This window comes from Stenotrophomonas sp. TWI1151 (genome assembly GCF_039673135.1).
In the GTDB taxonomy this organism is placed as follows: domain Bacteria; phylum Pseudomonadota; class Gammaproteobacteria; order Xanthomonadales; family Xanthomonadaceae; genus Stenotrophomonas.
Window position 1 is genome coordinate 106,714 of record NZ_JBDJLA010000011.1, and the last position, 21,473, is coordinate 128,186.

Here is a 21,473-nt window from a genome sequence, read left to right on the forward strand (position 1 = left end):
GGGCCGCACACGCGCATACTCCCGCCCCCCTTCCGGCAAGGAGCCGCCCATGCCCCGACAGACCCGACATTCCGCGCTTGGCATCGCCGCGCTGATCGTCAGCGCCTGTGGCCTGGTGATGCTGCTGCTGAGCATGCATTACGCGCATGCGCCCGAACACGCGGCCATGCGCGAGCTGCCGTGGTCGCTGGCGGCGCTGCTCGGCAGCAGTGTCGGCCTGGCCATCCTGGCCCTGCTGCTCGGCCTGGGCAGCGTGCTGCAGCCGCGCCGGCGCCGCCTGTTCGGCATCATCGCGCTGCTGGTGACGCTGGGTCTGCTGATCGCACAGCTGTCGCTTGGCGGTTGGATCCGCGACCAGTGGCACGCCTCGCATCCGCCAACAGACGCCGCGGCCGCGCAGCCCCTCGCCCCCTGATTCCTCCGTTTCACCGCATCGACAAGGAGCCCTGATGCACACCCCTCATTCCGGCATGGGTATTGCCGCGTTCATTACCGCCCTGTGCGGTGCCGTGTTGATGCTGGGCCTGATCGTCATCGCCGGCATCATCGAGACCACCACGCCCGGCGGCATGGAGGAGACCTCGATGTCGGCGATCCTGGTCGGCCTCGGCTTGATGTGCACGGCCCTGATGCAGCTGGTGGCCTTTGGCCTGGGCGTTGCCGGTGCAGTGCAGGCAGACCGCCGCCGCGTGTTCGCGATCCTCGGCCTGGTGATCTCGATCGGCAGCATCCTCGGTGTGGTGCTGCTGATGATCATCGGCTCCCTGAGCTGATCCCCGCACTCCCGCCGGCGTAGCCCTCGGCCTCAGTCCGGCAGCCCGGCGTGCAGGCCACGTGCCTGCACCGCCTGCAGCACCGCCTCGATGATGGCCAGGTTGTGGCCATGTGCGGCGCCCTCGTGCAGCAGCACGATGCTGCCCGGCACCAGATCACGGGTGATCCGGTCGACCACCTGATCGGGCGTGCACTCCACCCCGTCGAAACCGCGCGCGCTCCAGCCCACCCGGGTCAGCTGCCACTGCTTCAACGCGGGGGCCACGAATGGATTGGTCATCCCGACCACCGAGCGGTACCAGCGCGGTGGCGTGCCGGCGATCGCGGTGAGGGCCTGCTGGCATTGCGCGATCTCCGCGGCCATGGCCTGTCGCCCCAGCCGCCAGAAACGCGTCTGCGGGTGGCGGTGGCTGTGGTTGCCCAGGCTGTGCCCCCGGGCCAGCATCGCGCGGACCAGGTCCGGCTGCGCCTGCGCGCGTTCACCAACCAGGAAAAAGGTCGCCCTGGCCTCGTAGCGGTCCAGCAGATCGAGCACCGCCGGGGTTTCCGCCGACGGGCCATCATCGATGGTCAGCCAGACCTTGCGGGCATCCCCGGGCAGGCGGCTGAGCACGGGGGCGTAGAAGCGGCTGTTGGGGAGGAAGACCGGCACCATGAACAGGGCATGCGTGGCCACCATCAGCGGCAGGCCGTAGCGCCAGCCCCAGGCGGCCCAGACCAGCACCACCAGCAGCTGTGACAGCACCAGCCACGGCACCCAGCGCCACGGGCGCCGGGGAATGCGATACAACGTTTCCGGTACGGTCATGCCCCATGATGCCATGCCGCGTAGAATAGGCGGTTCGCATATCCGGACCCTGACCGTCATGTCCCTTGATCCCGCCCTGCGCTCGCGCATCGAATCCATTCTCAACGCCAACCGCGTCGTGCTGTTCATGAAGGGTCAGCCGAGCATGCCGCAGTGCGGTTTCTCGGCCAAAGCCGTCGGCGCCCTGCAGGACCTCGGGGTGGAGTTCGACCACGTCAACGTGCTCGCCGACGCCGACATCCGCGAAGGCATCAAAGCCTATGGCGAGTGGCCGACCATTCCGCAGCTGTACATCGACGGCGAGCTGATCGGTGGCAGCGACATCATCCTGCAGATGGCCGGCAACGGTGAGCTGAGCAGTGTGCTCGGCCTTGCCGCCCCCGACCGCACCCCGCCGCGCATCACCGTGACCCCGGCCGCCGTGGAAATGCTGCGTGGCGCGCTGGCCGATTCCCCGGGTGCCTCGCTGCAGCTGGGCATCGACGCGCGCTTCCAGCCGAACTTCCAGCTCGCCCCGCACGACGACAACGCGATCGCCGCCGAGTCCAACGGCCTGCGCGTGCAGTTCGATCTGGCCAGCGCCCGCCGCGCCGAAGGCATCACCATCGACTGGGTGGACGACATCCGCGGCAAGGGCCTGGCGATCGACAACCCGAACGCGCCCAAGGCCGTTCAGGAACTGAGTGTGCGCGACGCTGATGACCAGCTCCGCGCCGGCAGCATCACCGTGGTCGACGTGCGTCCGGCCGACGAGCGTGCGATCGCGGCGATCAACGCCCCGTTCGAAACCTTCGACGGTGACAACCGCGCCCGCCTGGAAGCCCTGCCCAAGGACACCGCGCTGGCCTTCCTGTGCCACCACGGTGGCCGCAGCGCGCAGGCCGCCGAGCAGTTCCGTGCCCTGGGCTTCACCAAGGTGTCCAACATCACCGGCGGTATCGACGCCTGGTCGAACGAGGTGGACAACGGCGTGCCGAAGTACTGATCTTCAGCACGTTGCGGGTAAGAAAAACGCCGGCATTGCCGGCGTTTTTTTGTTCGTGGCGCCGGTGGCGTCCTTCCACCGGTCAACCCGCAAACCCACCCTCGGCCAGATAATCCAGCTCTTCCGGCGTCGGCATCCTCCCCAGCACCGCATTGCGGTGCGGGAAGCGCCCGAAGCGGCGGATGATGTCGCGATGCAGTTCGGCGAACTGCAGGTATTCCTTGTCGCCCAGCGCATCGAACATCGCCACCGAACGTTCCTGGTCCTGCGGATCCTCGGAGTGCTCGAACGGGAGGTAGATGAAGGCCCGCAGTTTGGGCACCAGTTGCAGATCCAGGCCCTCTTCCACCGCACGCATGGCGTAATGGCGCGCCAGGCCATCGGTGGCGTAGGCGTGCGCCGTATCGCGGAAGCAATTGCGCGGGAACTGGTCGAGCAGGATCATCAGCGCCAGCGCGCCTTCTGCGCTGCTCAACCAATGCTCGCGCGCGCGGCGGGCGGCGGCAAAATGTTCTTCCTGGAATTGCTGGCGAAACCGCGCATCGAACGCGTCATCGCGCGCGAACCACTGCTGCGGTCCGGCGTCGCGCCAGAACTCCACTACTTGTGCCGCCACGTCCATTCACTACCCCTGTGGATGGCACGCCCCAAGACGTCCATCCGTTCCATTGCCGTTACTCGTCAAAACGCAGGTGGCGGACCGACTTGCCGTTGCGCCGTATCAGCTTAAGCGCCTCGATACCGATCTGGATATGGTTCTCGACGAACTGTGAGCTGACCTTGGCGTCGGAGACCTCGGTCTTCACGCCGTCGGGAATCATCGGCTGGTCGGACACCAACAGCAAGGCCCCGATCGGGATGTGGTTCGCAAAACCGGCCGCGAACAGGGTCGCCGTCTCCATGTCGATGGCCATGCAGCGCATCACCCGCAGCTTTTCCTTGAAGGCCTCGTCGTGCTCCCAGACCCGGCGGTTGGTGGTGTAGACGGTGCCGGTCCAGTAGTCGTGGCCGAGGTCGCGGACCATGGTCGAGACCGCGCGCTGCAGGGCAAAAGCCGGCAGGGCCGGGACTTCCGGCGGCAGGTAGTCGCTGGAGGTGCCCTCGCCGCGGATCGCGGCGATCGGCAGGATCAGATCCCCCAGCTGGTTCTTGCGCTTGAGCCCACCGCACTTGCCCAGGAACAGCACCGCCTTGGGCATCACCGCCGACAGCAGGTCCATGATGATGGCCGCGTTCGGGCTGCCCATGCCGAAGTTGATCAGGGTGATGTCGTCGCTGGTGACGCTGGCCATCGGCCGGTCCGCGCCTTGGATGGGGGCACCGGTCAGCTGGGAAAAGGTGTGCAGGTAGCCACCGAAGTTGGTCAGCAGGATGTGCTGGCCAAACTGCTCCAACGGCACGCCGGTGTAACGCGGCAGCCAGTTTTCGACGATGTCCTGTTTGGTTTTCATGGGGCTGTTCCGACAAACGACAGGCGACAATTCTGCGAGACCGGCCGCGCGGCGTCGAGCGTGGCCGCTTACTCCCGGTGGTCGATCCCATCGGCCCTGCCCTTGAGGACAAGGGAGACCAGCGAAAGGAGGGCAGCCGGTATGGCCAGCAGCAGGACGAGGGCCGTTGGCGCACCGAACGCCCAGAGCGAGGCGGCAAAGGCGATGGACGATATGCCGACAAACGGAAAGGCGTACTGGATCTGTTTGATCACCAGGTAGCTGGCGGTGGCCGTCAGCAGGGAGAGTGCTGCGAGGAGGATGCGCGCTTCTTTGGGCAGCGCGCTGGGCGACTGCTCGAAGAATCCAGCCACCAGCATGAGGCCGGACGCGAACGCCAGCAGGACAAGCAACCGGTGGTAATGCGTGGCGTGCTTGCGATCGAAGCCTTCGGTGACGTTCATCGACACTTCCTTGTGAATGCAGAGTGGCACGGACGGCCCCCGCCTGTCTGACCCTCCCACGCTGGATGATCACGGGGCAAGTGGCGATCGCGACCTCACGGCCGCAGGCAAGAAAAAGGCGGCCAATGGCCGCCTTTTCCCGTTTACCAGTACCGCTGGATCAGAACTGCACGGACCAGCGCGCGGTGACGCTGCGGTCGCGGGCGTCGTCACCGAAGGTGCCGTTGTAGCCCAGCTCCAGCTGGTTGCGCGGGCTCAACCAGGCCGACAGGCCCAGCTCGGCGACCACGGCGTTGTCGGCAATCGCCGCACCGCTGACCGCGAAGCTGCTGCCGCCGGTCCAGGCCAGATCGGCGACCTGGCTGCGGTCGCCGGAGGCACGGCGGTAACCGACGCCACCGCGCACGTGCAGCCAGCTTTCCTGCTGCCACGAGGTCTTCAGGCCCTTGTCGAACCGAACACCGGCGGTCGCCACGTTGGTGCGGGTGTCGGCGACCTGGCCGTGCAGTGCCGCAGCACCGCCCTGCTCGGTGATGCCGTCCACGTCCACCTCAATGCGCGCGAACTGCAGGTACGGCTCCAGGCCACCTTCGCGACCACCGAAGCGGTATGCGCCCTCGATGAAGCCCTGGCGGGTGGTGGCGTCGTACGTGGCCGACAGCGCGTCCTGGTAGCCGGCAAACGTCAGCTGACGCTTGCTGTCCACGTCATGGCGGGAATAACCCAGACCGGCGCGCAGACCGAACGCCCCCCACTGATTGCCCACGTAGGCACCGAAGTGGGTGTTGTCGATCTCCGACCGGGCGCCGCGACCCGCGGCCTGCTTGATGTCGGTCCGGCCGGTACCAACCAGCCCACCGACCTGCCAACCGCCGCCGAACACATGATCGGCACCGACCAGCAGACCATTGCTGTTGGAATCGGTGCGCGCGGCATTGGCATCGCCGTCGAGCTTGCCGCTGCCACCGATCGCCTGCACCCACGCGCCGCCACCGGCCGCCTCATCCGCGGCCCCCGGCGAACGCACACCCACGGCACGGCTCAGCGCCGCATCACGCAGGTAACGGCTGCTTTCCACCAGCGCCATCGGCGTGGCGGCGTGGAGTTCACCACTCAGCGCGTCCAGTGCCGCACCGACCTGGGCCGGGAACAGCTGGGTCAGCGGCTTGGGCAGGCCCTGGTTGATGGCCAGGCCATCGGCGCTGGTGGCCACGGCGATCTGGTTCGGCGTGACCGCAGCGCTGGCCAGCGCGTTGCCGCGGGCGACGTCGATGCGCAGCCCATTGGCGCTGTAGCCCAGGCTGAACTTCAGGAACGGCGAGAAGGCCGAGAAGTCGGTCGTGGCGAACTGACCGTTGATGCCACCGGCAGCCTGCAGGAAGTTGAACTGCTCACCGAGGTAGTACACGCCGGCTTCCGGCAGTGCCTTCAGGGTGCCATCCAGCGTGGCCGTACCGGTGACGCGCAGCAGATCGCTGCGGCTGCCCGGGGCCAGCTCGGCCTGGTAGATGCCGGTGGCGGTCTGCACGTAATCGCCGTTGATGGTCAGCGTGCCGATCGAGTTGCCCGGGGCGATGATGCCTTCCACGCGGGTGCTGCCCAGCGTGCCGACGCCCTTCAGCGTGCCCTTGGCGCCGACCACGGTCGAGCCGCCCTGCTGCACGCCGTTGAACGACACCACGCCGCCGGTCACGTTCAGCGCCGAGCCATCCAGCACACCCGTGCTGGTGATCAGGCTGGTACCGCCAAGGCTGTTGAGCGTGGTGGAGACCAGGCTGCCGTTGAGCAGGAGCTGGCCGCCCTGTACATCGACCGAAGCGGTCAGTGCATTCGCACCGTCCAGTTCCAGCACGCCGTCGCGCACGATGGCGCCGTTGAAGCTGTTGTCACCGCTCAGGCGCAGCCAGCCGATACCGGACTTGGTCAGCTTGCCCGGGCCGCCGATGTCATTGGTCCAGTCGTCCCACGCATCGCCTTCCCAGACCTTCAGGCCACCGGCTTTCTGGTTCATGACCACGTCGGTGTCCACGCGCAGCAGGCCGTAGCCTTCGATGGCGGTCTTCAGATCGACCATGCCCCAGCCGTAGATCGCATCGACGCCGGGGGCGCCCAGGTCGCGTGCCGTGGTCAACAACACATCGCGCACCTGTGCGTTGTCGAGGTACGGGAAGCGCTCCATCAGCAGACCGAGCGCACCGGTGATGTGCGGTGCCGCCATCGATGTGCCGGTCTTGTAGCCGTAGGTGTACTCAGGGCTTTCGCTTTCGATGAGAAAACGCAGGTAATCCTCGGTCAGCTCCATGCGACCGTTGATCTCGCCGGCCACGATCGTGCTGGCGATGTTGGTGCCCGGTGCGGACAGGCACCAGTTGGCCGAAGCACCACAGATGCTGGAACTGGCATCAATGACGTAGTCCGTCTCACCTGCGGTGGGGAGACGGACATTCGCGACGGCCAGCCAGTACGGCTCGATCTCCGGGTTCCAGCGCGGCAATGCCGCCGTGATGCCAGCCATGCCGCCAGCAGAGTTGCCTGCCGACCACACCTGGATCAGCTTGGAACCCGGTGCACCCTCCGTTTCACCATAGATGCTGCCGTAGACGCCGTAGTCCGCGCCGATCGCAGCGTACTGCGCATCCAGGCTCTCCACCGTGGCATGGCGGGTCGAGATGCCCCAGCTGTGATTGAGCGCGCGCACGCCCTGCGCGTCTGCCTGGGCATACATGTCCAGTGTGGCGGCATCGTCCGGATCCGTGCGATACAACGCGCGCGGCCGGTAGAAGTTGTCAGGATCCAGGCGCCACTCGTAATACGTGTCGCCAAAGACGCGGGCAGCGGTCAGGTTGGAGCCAAAGGCCACGCCATGCATCCCGTTGCCATCGCGGTTGGCGCCGACGGTGCCCAACACGTGCGTGCCATGGTCGGCGTAGCTGAAGCCGTACGGCTGGCCTGCCGCGATCAGGCGATCAGCAAGCGCAGGCGGCACACCCGGCCCCAGACCGTAGTAGTTATACCCGGGCTGGTCGCCCCGGGTGCTGCCGCAGGCACCTTCGCCCGCCACGATGCTCGGGTCGGCGCAGCCGCCGTTGCCGATGGAGATGCTGGACGTGTTGCGTCCGGCGAATTCGTCGTGGGCAAGGGCAGAGCCCGAATCGAACACGCCCAGGCGCACACCCTGACCGGTAAGGCCGCGCGCATACGCGTAATCAGCCCCCATTGCGGCCAGACCCCAGTCGGCATTGAACTCATCGCTGTGCCAGCTTTCCACATCACCCGGCTTGCCGAGGATGGGGTTGGCCGCCTCGGCGCTGACGCGCGGGCTGGTGAGGTAACCGGCCTGGCCAATGGAGGCGGTCGGCGCGGCAAACGCCGCCGCCAGCGAGGCGGTCTGCAGATCACGGCCGAATGCGGCGGACTGCTCGGCGCGCTGCTGCTGATAACGCTGCAGGGCATCGCTGGTAGGAGCGGCCAGCGCCGGAACGGCGCTGGCGGAAAGCAGGGTGCCGATGATGGCCGAGGCCAGCAGGGACGGCGAAGGGCGACGGAACGTCGCGCGGGACAGTGAATTCACGGTCATGTACTGAGAACTTCCTTGATCTGGTTCGAGTGTTGGAATCTGGAACTGGATGCACTGCGACTCTCTTGCGACGGGCGCGCATCGGTCCTCGCCGCCGCTTTGAGCCTACCCGAAAAATTCATGAAAAGTTCACAATTGTTTCTCATATCAGTGCTAGGTCTCATTTGCTAAAACTATGCAGAAGGTCACTTGGCAAACGACCCGCGTCCCGGATAGCGTCGAAGAATTGTGTCCATGCGGCTTGGGGAGAACCATGCAGAAGTTGTTGAGCGTCGGCGTTGGCCTGGCGTTGATGTCGATCGTGTCCGCGCCGGCGCCCGCCGCGTCGCGCTTCCTCCAGGATCCCTACCCCAGTACCTATGCGCCGATCGCCTCGGCCCCGGTGTTGATCAGCAATGCCACCGTGCTCACCGGCACCGGCGTGCGCCTGGACAACGCCGATGTGCTGCTGCGCGACGGCCGCATCGCGGCGGTGGGTACCGGCCTCACAGCCCCGGCCGATGCGGTGCGTGTCGACGGCCAGGGCAAGTGGGTGACCCCCGGCATCATCGATGTGCACTCGCACCTGGGCGTGTATCCCAGCCCGGGCGTCAGTGCGCACAGCGACGGTAACGAGATGACCGCACCGGTCACTGCCAATGTCTGGGCCGAGCACTCGGTATGGCCGCAGGATCCCGGCTTTGCCGCGGCACTGGCCGGTGGCGTGACCTCGATGCAGGTGCTGCCCGGTTCGGCCAATCTGGTCGGCGGCCGCGGGGTCACGTTGAAGAACGTGCCCGCAACGACCTACCAGGCCATGAAGTTCCCCGGCGCGCCGTGGGGCCTGAAGATGGCCTGCGGCGAGAACCCCAAGCGCGTCTACGGCGGCAAGGGCACGGCGCCGGGCACGCGCATGGGCAATGTCGCCGGTTACCGCGCGGCCTTCATCGATGCCAGCGAATACATCGCCAAGAACACCCCGAAACAGCCGAAAAAGAAGCGCTGGTTCAGCGGTGACGACAAGGGCGACAGTGCCGGCGACAGTGGCGGCAAGCGCGATCTTAAGCTGGATACGCTGGCCGGCGCCATCCAGGGCGACATCCGCGTGCACATCCACTGCTACCGCGCCGATGAGATGGCCACGATGCTGGATCTCTCCAAGGAGTTCGGCTTCAAGATCGCCGCCTTCCATCATGCGGTGGAGGCCTACAAGCTGGCCGACCGGCTCGCCGAGGAAGGCGTGTGCGGTGCGCTGTGGGCCGACTGGTGGGGCTTCAAGATGGAAGCCTTCGATGGCATCCAGGAGAACATCGCCCTGGTCGACCGCCCCGCCAACAGCTGCGCGATCGTGCACTCCGATTCGCCCGAGGGCATCCAGCGCTTGAACCAGGAGGCGGCCAAGGTGATCGCCAACGCACGTCGTGCCGGCATCGAGATCGCCCCGGAGCGGGCCATGATGTGGCTGACCTCCAACGCAGCGCGCTCGCTCGGCGTGGAGACGCAGACCGGCAGCCTGGAGGCCGGCAAGATGGGCGATGTGGTGGTGTGGAACGGCAGTCCTTTCAGCTCCTATGCGCTGGCCGAGAAAGTCTACGTGGATGGCCACCAGGTCTATGACCGCCAGGACGTGAGGCGGCAGCCGCTGTCGGACTTCATGCTCGGCCAGGAGGCACGCCCATGAGCCGCCGCGTCCCGATGCGCCTGCTGCCACGCGCACTGCTGTTGCTTGCGGGTACCTGCGTGGCGACATCCGTGTTCGCGCAGGATCTGCTGATCCGCAATGCCACCGTGCATACCGCCGCCGCGCGCGGCAGCCTGGAGCACAGCGACGTGCTGGTCCAGGGCGGCGTGATCCGCGCCGTCGGTCCGGGCCTGTCGGCGCCGGCCGGCGTGGCCGTGGTCGAGGCGGCGGGCAAGCCACTGACCCCGGCGCTGTTCGGCGGCATCACCGATATCGGCATCGAAGAAGTCTCCGGCGAGTCAGCCACGGTGGACAGCACGCTGAAACTGGACGACCAGCCGCTGCGTCCGGAATTCGATGTCACCCTGGCCTTCAATCCGGATTCGGTGCTGATCCCGGTCGCGCGGCTGGATGGCATCGGCTTCACGCTGCTCGGGGCGAACACCGGCGGCGGCTTCATCGCCGGCCAGGGCGGCGTGATGCGGCTGGACGGCAGCGCTGACGCGGTCGGCCCGCAGGCGCTGTTCATCCGCCTCGGCGCGTCCGGTGCGGAGCTGACCGGCACCTCGCGTGCCGCCCAGTGGATGCTGCTGGAACAGATGGTCAGCGAGGCACGTGGGCGCGTGCCGGCGGACTCTCCGCATGCGCTGCTGACACCGGCCGGGCGCGCCACGCTGGGGCGCTACCTCGCCGGCCAGGGGCGGATCGTGGTGCAGGTCGACCGCGCCGCCGACATCCGCCAGCTGCTGCGCTGGGCCGCCCGTGAGAAGGTCAAGATCGCCATCGCCGGCGGTGCCGAGGCGTGGCGCCTGGCCCCGCAGCTGGCCCAGGCCGGCGTGCCGGTGTTCGTGGATGGGCTGGGCAACCTGCCGAGCAGCTTCGACCAGCTCGGTGCGACCCTGCAGAACGCCGCGCGACTGAAGGCGGCCGGCGTGCCGGTCAGCTTCGCCCAGCGCGACGATGCCTCGCACAACGCGCGCAAGATGCGCCAGCTGGCCGGCAATGCCGTCGCCAACGGGTTGCCCTGGGATGATGGCCTGGCGGGCCTGACCCGGGTGCCGGCCCAGGCGCTGGGCGTCGGCGACCGGCTTGGCACCATCGAGCCGGGCAAGCTGGCCGATCTGGTGCTGTGGGAAGGCGATCCGCTGGATGTCGGGCATTACGCCGAGCAGGTCTGGCTGGGCGGTCGCGCGATGCCGATGCGGTCGCGCCAGACCGAGCTGCGCGACCGCTACCAGGCGCCGGCGTCGAGCGAACCGCGCGCATACTCGCGCTGAGTCCCTGCACAGGGCCGCTGCCTGCGGCGGCCCTGCGTTCGGCGGCACTACCGTCCCGCAACGTGAGCATCCGATCATGGCCCTGCGCTGGTATTTCGATTTCGTCTCACCGTTCGCCTACCTGCACTGGCAGCAGCTCAAGGCCCTGCCGCAGTTCAAGAGCATTGTGCCGGTGCCGATCGCCTTCGGCGCGGTGCTGCACCACCTGGGCAATCTGGGCCCTGCCGAGATCCCCGCCAAACGACTGTTCACCTATCGGCAGGCGCTGTGGCAGGCCCGCAGCGCCGGGGTGACACTGCGTTTTCCACCGGGCCACCCATTCAATCCGCTGGCCGCCCTGCGCCTGTGCCTGTCCGCCGGGGCCACCCACGAGACGGTCGACCTCCTGTTCAACTGGATCTGGCGCGACGGCCACGCCGGCGACAGTGCGGCCGCGCTCGCCCTGCCCAGCGCGATGCTGGACATCGCCGATGTCGCCGCGGCGATCGGCGCACCGTCGGTCAAAGAGGAACTGCGGCGCAACACGGATGCCGCGCTGGCCGCGGGGGTGTTCGGCGTGCCGACGCTGGCGATCGGCAGCGAACTGTTCTGGGGCAACGACGCCCACCCGCTGATGCAGGCGGTGCTGGCCGACCCGCGCCTGCTTGAGCAGGGGGAGTGGGCCCGGATCAAGGATCTGCCGGTGGCGGTGGAACGCAGCCGCTGAGCCCGGGCCGGCTCCCCGGTCAGGCAAGGCGAGCCGTTTTGAGATAGCGTTCACGTTTCCGAACCTACAACCTGCCGGAGGGGCACAGGATGCGCATCGGAATCGTGGTCGACTCTGCGTGCGATCTGCCGCAGGATTTCATTGAACAACACAACATCGTGCTGCTGCCGATCACCGTCCGCATTGGCGAGGCCGTGCTGGCCGACCATCGCGACGAACAGGCGACACTGAGCTTTCTGCATGCCCATGTGGCCGAGCACGGCGCCGAGGCGGAGACCATTCCGTTCAGCGTCAACCAGATCCGGGACCTGTTCCTGGGCAAGCTGGTGATCGACTACGACCATGTGTTCTGCATGACGATCACCAAGACCCGCAGCCCGATCCACGACAACGCGATGCAGGCGAGCTTCGCGATCCTCAACGACTACAAGCCGGTACGGCAGGCGGCAGGGTTCAACTCACCGTTCGCGCTGCGCGTGCTCGATACCCAGAACCTGTTCGCCGCACAGGGCGTGACCGCGGTGGAAGCGGTGCGCCTGCGCGACAGTGGCGCGAGCGTGCAGCAGATCCGCGAGCGGCTGGAGCTGCTGGCCAACAACGTGCACGGCTACATGATCACCCGCGATCTGTACTACATGCGCGCCCGTGCACGCCATAAGGGCGACCGCAGCGTGGGCCTGATCAGCGCCGCGCTGGGCAGCGCGCTGGACATCAAGCCGGTGCTGCATGGCTACCGCGGCGAGACCGGGCCGGTGGCCAAGATCAAGGGCTTCGACAATGCGGTGAAGAAGCTGTTCGATTTCGTCGGCCAGCGGGTCAAGGGCGGCCTGATGACGCCAACCGTGTGCATCAGCTACGGCGGCGAGCTGGCCGACCTGCAGGCCCTGCCCGGCTACGCCATGTTGCGTGAGACCTGCCAGGCGCATGGCGTGGATGTGTTCGAGGCGGTGATGAGCCTGACCGGCATGGTCAACGTGGGCAAGGGCGCGGTGACGATCGGGTTTGCCGACGGCCCCCACACCTTCAACGGCTGACCGCACTGGTCAGCATCGCCGCGGCCATGCCACGATCCGGGCACGGCCGCGGGTTCTGCACGCGGATTGCACCGCGTCTCTGCCAGCCTTGCCGCATTCAATGGAGGTAACCATGCCAGTAACTTATGACATCAGCCTGCCGGACCCGGCCAAGGCGCGCGGCAACGATCCGGACCTGTCCTTCCACGCCCAGGGCGCGGCAGGGTTGGCCGAAGAACTTCAGAATGCCCTGCGCACCCCGGTGCTGTTCGACCGCTGGCGCGCCAAACAGGACGATCCCGACGCGGTCGACCCGCAGTGGGGCGCGACCGATCCGGCCGCCACCGTGACCGGCGCGCAGGATGATCTGCGCATCAACCTCTGCGCCACCACCAGCATCGACAGCGACGTGTTCAAGCAGCGCCTGCGCATGCTGGCCGGCAGTCACTGGGAACTGCGCAACGTGCGTTGAGCCATGTTGCCCGGCCCGCTGGCAGCCGACGCGCTGCCAGCGCGGGTCACGCCTACCCCCACATCGCGCCAGCCGCCACCCAGCGCGCGATACAGATCCACCCGTGCGATCGCAGCCGCCGCCTGGCTGTCAGCCAGCGCTGCCTGGTTGTCCAGCGCGATGCGCTGGGTGGTCAGCACGTCGAGCATATCGATCACCCCGGCCTGGTACTGACGACGCGCAGCCATCAAGGCACGATCACTTTCCTCCACCGCCACCTGCAGCGCCTGCCCGCGTCGCTGCTCCGCGCTGTACCCGTCTATCGCATCGTCCACGTCGTGCCACGCCTGCAGCACCGTCTTCTGGAACTGCAGCGCAGCTTGGCGTTCCTGCAGCCGGCTGAGAGCGAGGTTCGCTTTCAACCTGCCGCCCTGGAAGATCGGCAGACTGATCGCCGGACCGATGCTGAAACGATGGGCGTTCCAGCCGTCCAGGTCGTCGAGCTGTTTGGCCTGGAAGCCGGCATCGCCATTGAGGGTGATGCGCGGCAGGAAGTTGGCCTTGGCCACACCGATGCCAGCCGTCGCCGCATGCAGGGCCGCTTCGGCGCGGCGGATGTCCGGGCGGCGCTCGACCAGGTCGCTGGGTAGCCCGGCCGCCATGCCGGGCAACGCCGGCCAATCGCGCCGCGCGTTTTCCAGCTGTGCGTCCAGCGCCTGCGGGGAGCGCGCCAGCAACAGGGCCAGCGCATTGCGCAGGTGCGATTGCCGATGCTGCAGCGGTGCCACCCGCGCCTCCAGCGCTGCCACCTGCGCGGCCGCACTGGCCACCTGCAAGGTGGTCGCTACGCCCTGCTGCTGGCGGGAAAGGGTCAGCCGCTGCACGTCGCGCGCGATGTGCAGGTTGTCCTCGGTGATCGCCAGCAACTGACGCGTCGCGCGCAGCTGCAGATAGGTACCGGCGGCTTCGGCCATCACCGCGGTCTGCACCGCGTGCCAGTCTTCGTTGGCGATCTGCACGCGGGCATCGGCGATCTCCACCTGGCGGCGCACACGGCCCCAGAGATCCAGCTCCCAGCTCAGGCCGATACCGGCCTGGAACAGCCCATAGTCCTCCCGTCCGGCATTGCCGGACGGATCGTTCAAACCCACTTCGCTGTTGCGCGCACGGGTGGCGCCGACCGTCGCGCCGACGGCCGGGACGCGGTCGGCGGCGCTGCTCCGGCGCAGCGCGCGGCTCTGCGCGACGCGGTTGGCCGCCAGCTGCACATCCAGATTGGCGCGCATGGCCTGGCTCGCCAGCGCCACCAGCAGCGGATCCTCGAAGCCGTTCCACCACGCCGCGTCATCAGCGAAGGCCGCCGAGGTGATCACGCCACCCTCCCACTGCGCGGGCAGGCTTGCCTGGGGCCGCACGAAGTCCGGGCCGAGGGTGCAGGCCGCCAGTGCGGTGCACAGCGCGCTGCCTGCCATCAGGCGCACCGTCTGCCGGCGCATCATGCGCCCTCCCCCGGCAGCCCACGCCCGCCGCTGTCCAGATCCACGCGCGCCTCCACCGACATGCCGGCGCGCAGCTTGCCGGCCAGCGGCTGGCCTTCGTCGAGCACGATCTTCACGGGTATCCGCTGCACCACCTTGGTGAAGTTGCCGGTCGCGTTCTCCGGCGCGATCGCGGCGAAGGTCACCCCGGTTGCCGGGGCGATGCTGTCGATCCGGCCGTGCAGCGACTGGCCGGGGAACACATCCACCTGCACGTCTACGCGCTGTCCGGCGTGCATGCGCGTCATCTGCGTTTCCTGGAAGTTGGCGACGACGAATGCCTGCTGCAGCGGCACCACCGCGAGCACCGGCGTGCCCGGGGTAAGGTAAGCCCCCACGCGCACTGCGCGGCGGCCAACCATGCCATCGATGGGCGCGCGCAGCTCGGTATGCGACAGATCCAGTTCGGCACGGGCCTGTGCGGCGTCGGCCCGCTGCACGGCGGCCTGCGCGGACTGCACGCTGGCGGTCAGCAGCGCAGTGCGCTGGCGTGCATTGACCACGGCCGCGGTGCCCTGTTGCAGATGCGCACTGGCCACCGCCTGGCGCGACTGCGCCTGCTGTGCGTTCTGCACGGTGCCGGCACCGTCGCTGGCCAGCGCTTGATAGCGGCGTTGATCGGCCTGGGCGAGACTGAGCTCGGCGCGACTGACATCCACACTGGCCTGGGCCTGATCGATTACCGAACCCTGCTGCGCCAACGCGGCCTGCGCATTGGCCAGTTGCGCCCGTGCATTGGCGAGATCGGCACGCGCGGCCGCCAGCGCGACCTGATAGTCGCGATCATCGATGCGCGCGAGCACATCGCCGGCCTTGACCGTCTGGTTGTCCCGCACGCGGACCTCGCTGACGAAGCCAGCGATCTTCGGCGCGACCACGGTGAAGTCCGCGGTGACATAGGCGTTGTTGGTGGATTGATGGCGGCCATCGTGCAGCAGCCACCCGGCGCCGCCGGCGAGCAGCAGCAGGCCGGCAGCGATGACGAAGGGAACGGAGTTGCGATGCAGGGACACAGGGGAGTTCCTTGAATTCAAGCCACGGCACGTGGCGGATACATGCGTGTGGGCAGCCACGGAATCAGCGCGATCAGCGCCACCGCCACCCACGCGACGAGGAGATAGAGATCGGCCGAGGTCAGCGCCACGACCTGCGCATGCAGACGCGCGCCCAGCCCGGGTGCGGCGCCCGCGTCAAACCAGGGTGCGTTGCCGATCCGGTCGACCAGCGCGGTCGAGTGCAGATGGCTGCGCGCGGTGGTGACCGCCTCGAGCAGGCCACCGGCGAGGACCGCGGCGAAGCCTTTGACGGTGTTGAACCATGCTGAAGCGAAGGGGCCATCGGTCGGCGCCAGGCTGCCGGTGGCGAGCATCAGCAGCGGCAGCACCGCCATCGGCTGGGCGATGACCTGGATCACCTGCAGCCACACGAAGTTGTCGCGGTGCCAATCGGTGGTCAGCTGCGCGCCCAGGCCACAGGCCAACGCCAGCAGGCCCAGGCCGATCGCCTGCACCCAGCGGCTGTCCACCCGGCGCTGGTTGAGCAGGGTCGCTACCAGCGGCAGCGCGATCAGTTGCGGCAACGCGACCCACAGCAGCATCGGCGCGGTCTGCAGCGGCCGGTAGCCCTGCACCTTGGCCAGGAAGCTGGAGGGAATCATGATCACCGCCAGCAGCACGAACAGCACGCCACCGAGGGTGATCAGCGCGTAGCTCAGATTGCGGTTGGCCAGCAGCTGCAGCTTGAAGAACGGCAGCGGGTGTGACCATTCGTTGTAGAAGAACAGCGCCAACAGGCCGGTGCCACCGCCGAGCAGCAGGCAGATCAGCGGCGAGGCGAACCAGTCCAGGCGCGGCCCCTGCACCAGGCCGATGACCAGCATCACCAGCGCCGGGAAGCCGAGCGCCAGGCCGACCCCGTTGAACTGCGCGAAACGCTCCAGCCGCAGCGGGTCCTGCGGCAGGCCCCATGCCACCATGCCCAGCGCGGCCACACACCACGGCACGATCTGCCAGAACGCCCAGTGCCACCCCACGTAGTCCACCCACAGCGCGGCCATCGGTGTGCCCAGGCTCGGCCCGAACGTGGCCGTCAGCGCATAGCCGGCCAGGCCGTACAACTTGATGCCCGGCGGCAGGAAGCGCAGCGCCACGCTCATCAGCAGCGGTGGCAGCGCGCCGCCCGCCAGCCCCTGCAGCGCGCGCAGGATCAGGAACGAGGGCAGATCCGGTGCGAACGGACACAGCACGCCCAGCACCATGAAGGCGCCGATCATCACCAGTGCGAAGCGACGCAGTGAGAAGGTCACCGCGCACCACGGCGCAAACGCCATCGCGCTGACCGACATCGCCGTGTACAGCGCGATGATCCAGCTGCCGTCATCGACACTGAACCCCATCGCGCCCCGGATGTCGGCCAGCGCGACCTTGGTGACGTTTTCGTTGATACCCGAGATCAGCACAGCCAGCAGCACGCCGCACAGGCCCACGGCCAGACGCAGGCCGAACACCGCCTGCGCGGGCGGTGCAGCCGGCACGGCAGTTGCTGCCGGCAACGGGGCGGCAACAGCAGTCATCGAACACCCCCCGGGTACGGGGGATGCAGCGGGAACAACACGGACATGGGTCCACTCCACGACGGGGAGCGGCAGTCTAGGCAGCGCCGATGCTGCGAAAAATGCTGCGCCGGCCATCGCTGGCGTGCATCAGACGCACGCCTCACCGGTGACCGTGCAGGCGGCCGGGGTCGCAGTGCGTCAGGCCTGCGTGGACTCCGCGTCGCACATCGCCTTGATGCTGCGGCGCAGCCAGCGATGCGCCAGATCGCTGTCCAGGCGGGGATGCCATGCCTGCACGACAATCGCGCTGCGGACCGGAATCGGCAGTTCAAACAGGCGCAGCGGTACCCCGAGGCGTTCCAGCCGGCCCAGCATCACGCTGGGCATCTGCGGCAGGATCAGGTCCGAATCGGCCGCGGCGAAGATCGCCGAGTGGAAGGTCGGCATGATCTGCGCGACCCGTCGGGTCAGCCCCAGCGCTTCCAGGTCCTCATCGATCGGGCCATACCACCGGCCACGGCGCGATACGGCGATGTGGTCGAAGGCCACGAAGCGCTCGGCAGTGATCTCGCCGGCGAAGATCGGGTGGCCCTCGTGGGCGGCACCGAAGAACGAGGTACTGAACAGGTTCTGCACCTTGGTATCGGCGCTCAGCTTGCTGACAGCGCTGATGTGCAGATCGATCCGGCCCTGCGCCATCGCATCGTCGTCCCCATCGCCCTCGGGCACGAACCGCAGCACCGAGCACGGCGCCTGCGCCTTGAACAACTCGCGCATGCGGCCACCGTACGTGCCGACAAACACATCGTTGGCGCGGATGCTGAAGGTGCGCTCCAGCGTCAGCATGTCGACCTCGCGGCCGGCATTGAACACCAGGTGGGCCTGCTCGATCACCCCGCGCACCTGCTCACGCAGTTGCAGCGCGCGCGGGGTCGGGGCCAGGCCACGGCCGGCGCGGACCAGCACCGGATCGCCGATCGCCTCGCGGATGCGGCCCAGGGTACGGCTCATCGCCGGGGCACTGAGGTTCATCCGCCGCGCCGCGCCCACGACGCTGCCCTCCTCGATCAGGGCATCCAGGGCAATGAGCAGGTTCAGATCGGGCATGGTCACGGCAGTATCACCTTCAACGTGTGGCGGTGACTTTACTGCAATCCAAAACCGGTATTGATGCGCCCAACGCACGGCTCCGCTGCGGCGCACGGCATGGGTCCAGCGCCAACGGTGCGCGACCCTAGCGCCCCCTCTGCCGAGATTGCCGATGTTCACCAAGATCCTCGTCGCCCTGGATGGCGGCCCACAGCACGCCCAGGTACTGGACCTCGCCGGGTCGCTGGCCGGGCCTTCCACCCGGTTGCACCTGCTGTGCGTGCTGGACCCCGCCTTCGCGCTGGCCGACGACGCACCCCGTGCCGAGCACGCCGAGTATCCGGCCGCCGACGCCCAGGTCCACCAGGCCGAACAGCTGCTTGCCACCGCCCTGAACAGCCTGCGCGAGCGCGGTATCGACGGCATCGGCCACCACCCGGCCGGCGAGCCGGCGCAGGTGATCTGCGACCATGCCCGCCAGCACGGCTGTGACCTGATCGTCATTGGCCATCGCCACCTGTCGCGGCTGGAACGCCTGCTGGACCGCTCGGTCGGGCAATGGACAGTGGACCATGCGCCCTGCCCGGTGCTGGTGGAAGTGCGCGGTGGCGATGCCTGAGCGAACGCCGGCGTGCCGTCATCCATCGGCCGCGGCCGTGCCTTGGCCCGGCGGCGAACGGTGATCGCGCTCAGCCCGGTGCGCCGCCCGCTTCCACCCGATTGCGCCCGCCCCGCTTGGCGGCGTACAGCGCGGCATCCGCCGCCGCCAGCACCTCGGCAGGATCGGCGTCCAACACCCTCGGCACGGTCCCGACGCCGATGCTGATCGTCACCGGTCGTCCCGACTCAGCGGAAGGCAACTGCAGCTGCTCCACTGCACGGCGCATGCGCTCGGCGAGTGCAGGAGCGCCTGCCAGCGGCGTGGATGCCACCACCACGGCGAATTCCTCACCGCCATAACGGGCAACCAGATCCGTGCTGCGCACCGCGCACCCCGCCAACGTTGCAGCGACCAGGCGCAGGCATTGATCGCCGGCCGGGTGCCCGAAGCGGTCGTTGAACGCCTTGAAGCAGTCGATATCGACCATCAGCAACGCGATCCCCTGCCCGCTTCGCCGCGCCTGCTCCCACGCATCACGCAGGCTCTGGTCGAACTGGCGTCGGTTGGCCAGGCCGGTGAGGCTGTCGATCCGCGACAATGCATCGAGCTGGTCCTGCCGCGCGAACGAACGCATCTGCATCAACACACTGCGCAGGCCCGACCCCACGGTAGCCAATGCAAACCCGGCTACGGCCAGATAGGGATGCTCGCGCACCATCAATGCCGACACCACCATCAGCGACAGGGCCAGGATCAAGGGGCTCCCGGCGCGCACGGCCATCACCAGCGCGCGCGGCACACGCACTTCACTGCGTCGGGAAGGCCGCAGCGCCATGATCGCCAGCAACAGGAACGGGACATCGATCAGCAGATCGACCAGGCCGCCGTAGCTGCCCTCCGTCTCGACGTGGTTGATGTACGCGGCAACACCCAGGTACACCCAGGCGAACACGCACAACGTCCGGAAGAACACGCGCCGAGAGGGATCTTCGCTCGCCCGCCAGCGCAGCAGCGCAAAGCCAGCGATGAAAATGTTCTCCACATCGAACATCAGCCGCAGGGGTGCGATCCCGTCCTCGCCCGCATCGTTGAGCGTGGCGAAGGAGAACGTGTAAACGAAGAACAGGTAGCCGAGCAGCAGCGCGAGCAGCGCATCAATCAGGCTGAGGTACCACGGCTCATGCCGCGGATGGGCCATCGCGAAGGTGAGCGGCACGCCGTACAGCACGTACAGCAGCATGCTCAGCCCCGGCGTCGCATCGGCGTTGCCTCGGCCGACCTCCTGGTACATGTTCAACGCCATGCCTGCCGCCCACAGCCCCATGCCCAGCGCCATCGCGACCCAGCCGACGATCGAGGCGCTGCGGCGGCCCCGCCACACACAGGCCAGCCCGGCCAGCAGAGGCGCCCCGATCAGGAACGCATAGGACACCGGCAGCGCATGCGCGGGCATCAGCACCAGCGCGATGCCATGGCACAGCAGGTACAGCACCGACAGCCAGACCACCATGCGGCTTCCTACCCCGATGCGGCGTTTTGTCCAACATACAAGGTTACTGCGCGGCGCGGGATCAAGTCATCCCGCGTTGACGTCGCCACGGCGCGCTCATCCCGGAGGCTGGACGCGGCAAGCCGCCACCGCGATCCCTTGCCGGACCACCGGCACGCCACCCTGCCGGCCGGCCGGCCCCAAACGGGTAGTCGAACGCTATGCCTCAGGCGTACAACGCCTTGGCGTGGTGCGCGATGTGCTCGCCGATGAAGCTGCTGATGAAGTAATAGCTGTGGTCGTAACCGGGCTGCAGGCGCAGCGTCAGCGGATGACCGGCCGCCGTGCAGGCCGCCTGCAACCACTGCGGCTGCAGCTGGGTATCGAGGAATTCATCACCACCGCCCTGGTCCACCAGCAACGGCAGGCGCTCGGTCGCGGCGGCGACCAGCTCGCTGGCATCCCACGCCGCCCAACTGGCGCGGTCCTCACCCAGGTAGGCAGTGAAGGCCTTCTGCCCCCACGGCACGCGGGTCGGCGCGACGATCGGCGAGAACGCCGAGACGCTTTTGTAGCGACCCGGGTTCTTCAACGCGATCACCAGCGCGCCATGGCCGCCCATCGAGTGGCCACTGATGCTGCGCGCACCCGTTGTCGGAAAATGCGCCTCGATCAACGCTGGCAGCTCCTCCACCACGTAGTCGTACATGCGGTAGTGCGCCGCCCACGGCTGCTCGGTGGCGTTGAGGTAGAAGCCGGCGCCCTTGCCCAGGTCATAGCCCTCGGCATCGGCGACGTCATCGCCGCGCGGGCTGGTGTCCGGCGCGACCAGGATCACGCCATGCTCGGCGGCGTAACGCTGCGCACCGGCCTTGGTGATGAAGTTCTGTTCGTTGCAGGTCAGCCCGCTGAGCCAGTACAGCACGGGCAGCTTCTGCGTGGCGGCCTGCGGCGGCAGATACACGGCGACATTCATGTCGCAGCCCAGCACCTGCGAGGTGTGGCGGTACACGTCCTGCCAACCGCCGGACGCGGCGCGATGTTCGATGCGTTCCAT

Annotated in this window: 20 protein-coding genes; 9 read left to right on the forward strand and 11 right to left on the reverse strand. The window is 67.8% G+C overall.

Going from position 1 to position 21,473, the window contains the following annotated elements; translation table 11 throughout:
• The first annotated feature begins 49 nt into the window (after positions 1 to 49).
• Both ABE422_RS13865 and ABE422_RS13870 read left to right on the forward strand, forming a co-directional pair.
• Positions 50 to 415 (forward strand): hypothetical protein, encoded by a 366-nt coding sequence (locus ABE422_RS13865; protein ID WP_313219624.1) that lies wholly within the window; start codon positions 50 to 52, stop codon positions 413 to 415.
• Between the two features lie 34 nt (positions 416 to 449).
• On the forward strand, positions 450 to 773 hold the full coding sequence (locus tag ABE422_RS13870) for a hypothetical protein (protein WP_313209129.1): 324 nt from the start codon (positions 450 to 452) through the stop codon (positions 771 to 773).
• Positions 774 to 805: 32 nt separating this feature from the next.
• Here ABE422_RS13870 and ABE422_RS13875 read toward each other — a convergent pair whose 3' ends face one another.
• Positions 806 to 1,582, reverse strand: coding sequence for a polysaccharide deacetylase family protein (locus ABE422_RS13875; RefSeq protein ID WP_346483165.1), 777 nt, complete (start codon positions 1,580 to 1,582; stop codon positions 806 to 808).
• Between the two features lie 58 nt (positions 1,583 to 1,640).
• Here ABE422_RS13875 and grxD point away from each other — a divergent pair, with 58 nt between their 5' ends.
• The gene (gene grxD, locus ABE422_RS13880; protein WP_121039705.1) at positions 1,641 to 2,567 is read left to right on the forward strand and encodes a Grx4 family monothiol glutaredoxin; all 927 of its coding nucleotides are present in this window, start codon (positions 1,641 to 1,643) and stop codon (positions 2,565 to 2,567) included.
• Positions 2,568 to 2,649: 82 nt separating this feature from the next.
• Here the strand turns inward: grxD and ABE422_RS13885 are convergent, their stop codons facing one another.
• From ABE422_RS13885 to ABE422_RS13900, 4 genes are all read right to left on the reverse strand, one after another.
• Positions 2,650 to 3,189: a DUF924 family protein gene (locus tag ABE422_RS13885; RefSeq protein ID WP_346466068.1), complete on the reverse strand. Its 540-nt coding sequence runs from the start codon at positions 3,187 to 3,189 to the stop codon at positions 2,650 to 2,652.
• 52 nt (positions 3,190 to 3,241) lie between these two features.
• A complete protein-coding gene (locus ABE422_RS13890; RefSeq protein WP_088432404.1) occupies positions 3,242 to 4,018 on the reverse strand; it encodes an AMP nucleosidase in 777 nt (258 codons plus the stop codon).
• A 68-nt stretch (positions 4,019 to 4,086) separates the two neighbouring features.
• Positions 4,087 to 4,461, reverse strand: coding sequence for a hypothetical protein (locus ABE422_RS13895; RefSeq protein WP_313219621.1), 375 nt, complete (start codon positions 4,459 to 4,461; stop codon positions 4,087 to 4,089).
• Between the two features lie 160 nt (positions 4,462 to 4,621).
• Positions 4,622 to 8,038 carry an autotransporter domain-containing protein gene (locus ABE422_RS13900; RefSeq protein WP_346483166.1) on the reverse strand — a complete coding sequence of 1,139 codons (3,417 nt, stop codon included), beginning with the start codon at positions 8,036 to 8,038 and terminating at the stop codon, positions 4,622 to 4,624.
• 253 nt (positions 8,039 to 8,291) lie between these two features.
• Between ABE422_RS13900 and ABE422_RS13905 the strand changes: the two genes are divergently transcribed.
• From ABE422_RS13905 to ABE422_RS13925, 5 genes are all read left to right on the forward strand, one after another.
• On the forward strand, positions 8,292 to 9,698 hold the full coding sequence (locus ABE422_RS13905; protein ID WP_346483167.1) for an amidohydrolase: 1,407 nt from the start codon (positions 8,292 to 8,294) through the stop codon (positions 9,696 to 9,698).
• A 14-nt stretch (positions 9,699 to 9,712) separates the two neighbouring features.
• A complete protein-coding gene (locus ABE422_RS13910) occupies positions 9,713 to 10,975 on the forward strand; it encodes an amidohydrolase family protein (RefSeq protein WP_346483182.1) in 1,263 nt (420 codons plus the stop codon).
• A 73-nt stretch (positions 10,976 to 11,048) separates the two neighbouring features.
• Positions 11,049 to 11,681, forward strand: coding sequence for a DsbA family protein (locus ABE422_RS13915; RefSeq protein ID WP_346483183.1), 633 nt, complete (start codon positions 11,049 to 11,051; stop codon positions 11,679 to 11,681).
• 89 nt (positions 11,682 to 11,770) lie between these two features.
• The gene (locus ABE422_RS13920) at positions 11,771 to 12,715 is read left to right on the forward strand and encodes a DegV family protein (RefSeq protein WP_313219619.1); all 945 of its coding nucleotides are present in this window, start codon (positions 11,771 to 11,773) and stop codon (positions 12,713 to 12,715) included.
• 112 nt (positions 12,716 to 12,827) lie between these two features.
• Positions 12,828 to 13,166 carry a hypothetical protein gene (locus ABE422_RS13925; protein ID WP_346483168.1) on the forward strand — a complete coding sequence of 113 codons (339 nt, stop codon included), beginning with the start codon at positions 12,828 to 12,830 and terminating at the stop codon, positions 13,164 to 13,166.
• On the opposite strand, the gene ABE422_RS13930 is transcribed toward ABE422_RS13925, so the two are convergent.
• From ABE422_RS13930 to ABE422_RS13945, 4 genes are all read right to left on the reverse strand, one after another.
• A complete protein-coding gene (locus tag ABE422_RS13930; RefSeq protein ID WP_346481994.1) occupies positions 13,139 to 14,641 on the reverse strand; it encodes an efflux transporter outer membrane subunit in 1,503 nt (500 codons plus the stop codon). The genes ABE422_RS13925 and ABE422_RS13930 overlap by 28 nt on opposite strands.
• Positions 14,641 to 15,696 carry an HlyD family secretion protein gene (locus tag ABE422_RS13935; RefSeq protein ID WP_346483169.1) on the reverse strand — a complete coding sequence of 352 codons (1,056 nt, stop codon included), beginning with the start codon at positions 15,694 to 15,696 and terminating at the stop codon, positions 14,641 to 14,643. The genes ABE422_RS13930 and ABE422_RS13935 overlap by 1 nt, the downstream gene beginning before the upstream one ends.
• A 17-nt stretch (positions 15,697 to 15,713) precedes the next feature.
• On the reverse strand, positions 15,714 to 17,255 hold the full coding sequence (locus ABE422_RS13940; protein ID WP_346483170.1) for an MFS transporter: 1,542 nt from the start codon (positions 17,253 to 17,255) through the stop codon (positions 15,714 to 15,716).
• A 180-nt stretch (positions 17,256 to 17,435) separates the two neighbouring features.
• The gene (locus ABE422_RS13945) at positions 17,436 to 18,350 is read right to left on the reverse strand and encodes a LysR family transcriptional regulator (protein ID WP_121039741.1); all 915 of its coding nucleotides are present in this window, start codon (positions 18,348 to 18,350) and stop codon (positions 17,436 to 17,438) included.
• A gap of 148 nt (positions 18,351 to 18,498) precedes the next feature.
• Between ABE422_RS13945 and ABE422_RS13950 the strand changes: the two genes are divergently transcribed.
• Entirely contained in the window at positions 18,499 to 18,945 is a 447-nt protein-coding gene (locus ABE422_RS13950) for a universal stress protein (protein ID WP_346464302.1), read from the forward strand.
• 70 nt (positions 18,946 to 19,015) lie between these two features.
• On the opposite strand, the gene ABE422_RS13955 is transcribed toward ABE422_RS13950, so the two are convergent.
• Positions 19,016 to 20,437, reverse strand: coding sequence for a diguanylate cyclase (locus tag ABE422_RS13955; protein WP_346483171.1), 1,422 nt, complete (start codon positions 20,435 to 20,437; stop codon positions 19,016 to 19,018).
• Positions 20,438 to 20,642: 205 nt separating this feature from the next.
• The gene (gene fghA / locus ABE422_RS13960; protein WP_313219612.1) at positions 20,643 to 21,473 is read right to left on the reverse strand and encodes an S-formylglutathione hydrolase; all 831 of its coding nucleotides are present in this window, start codon (positions 21,471 to 21,473) and stop codon (positions 20,643 to 20,645) included.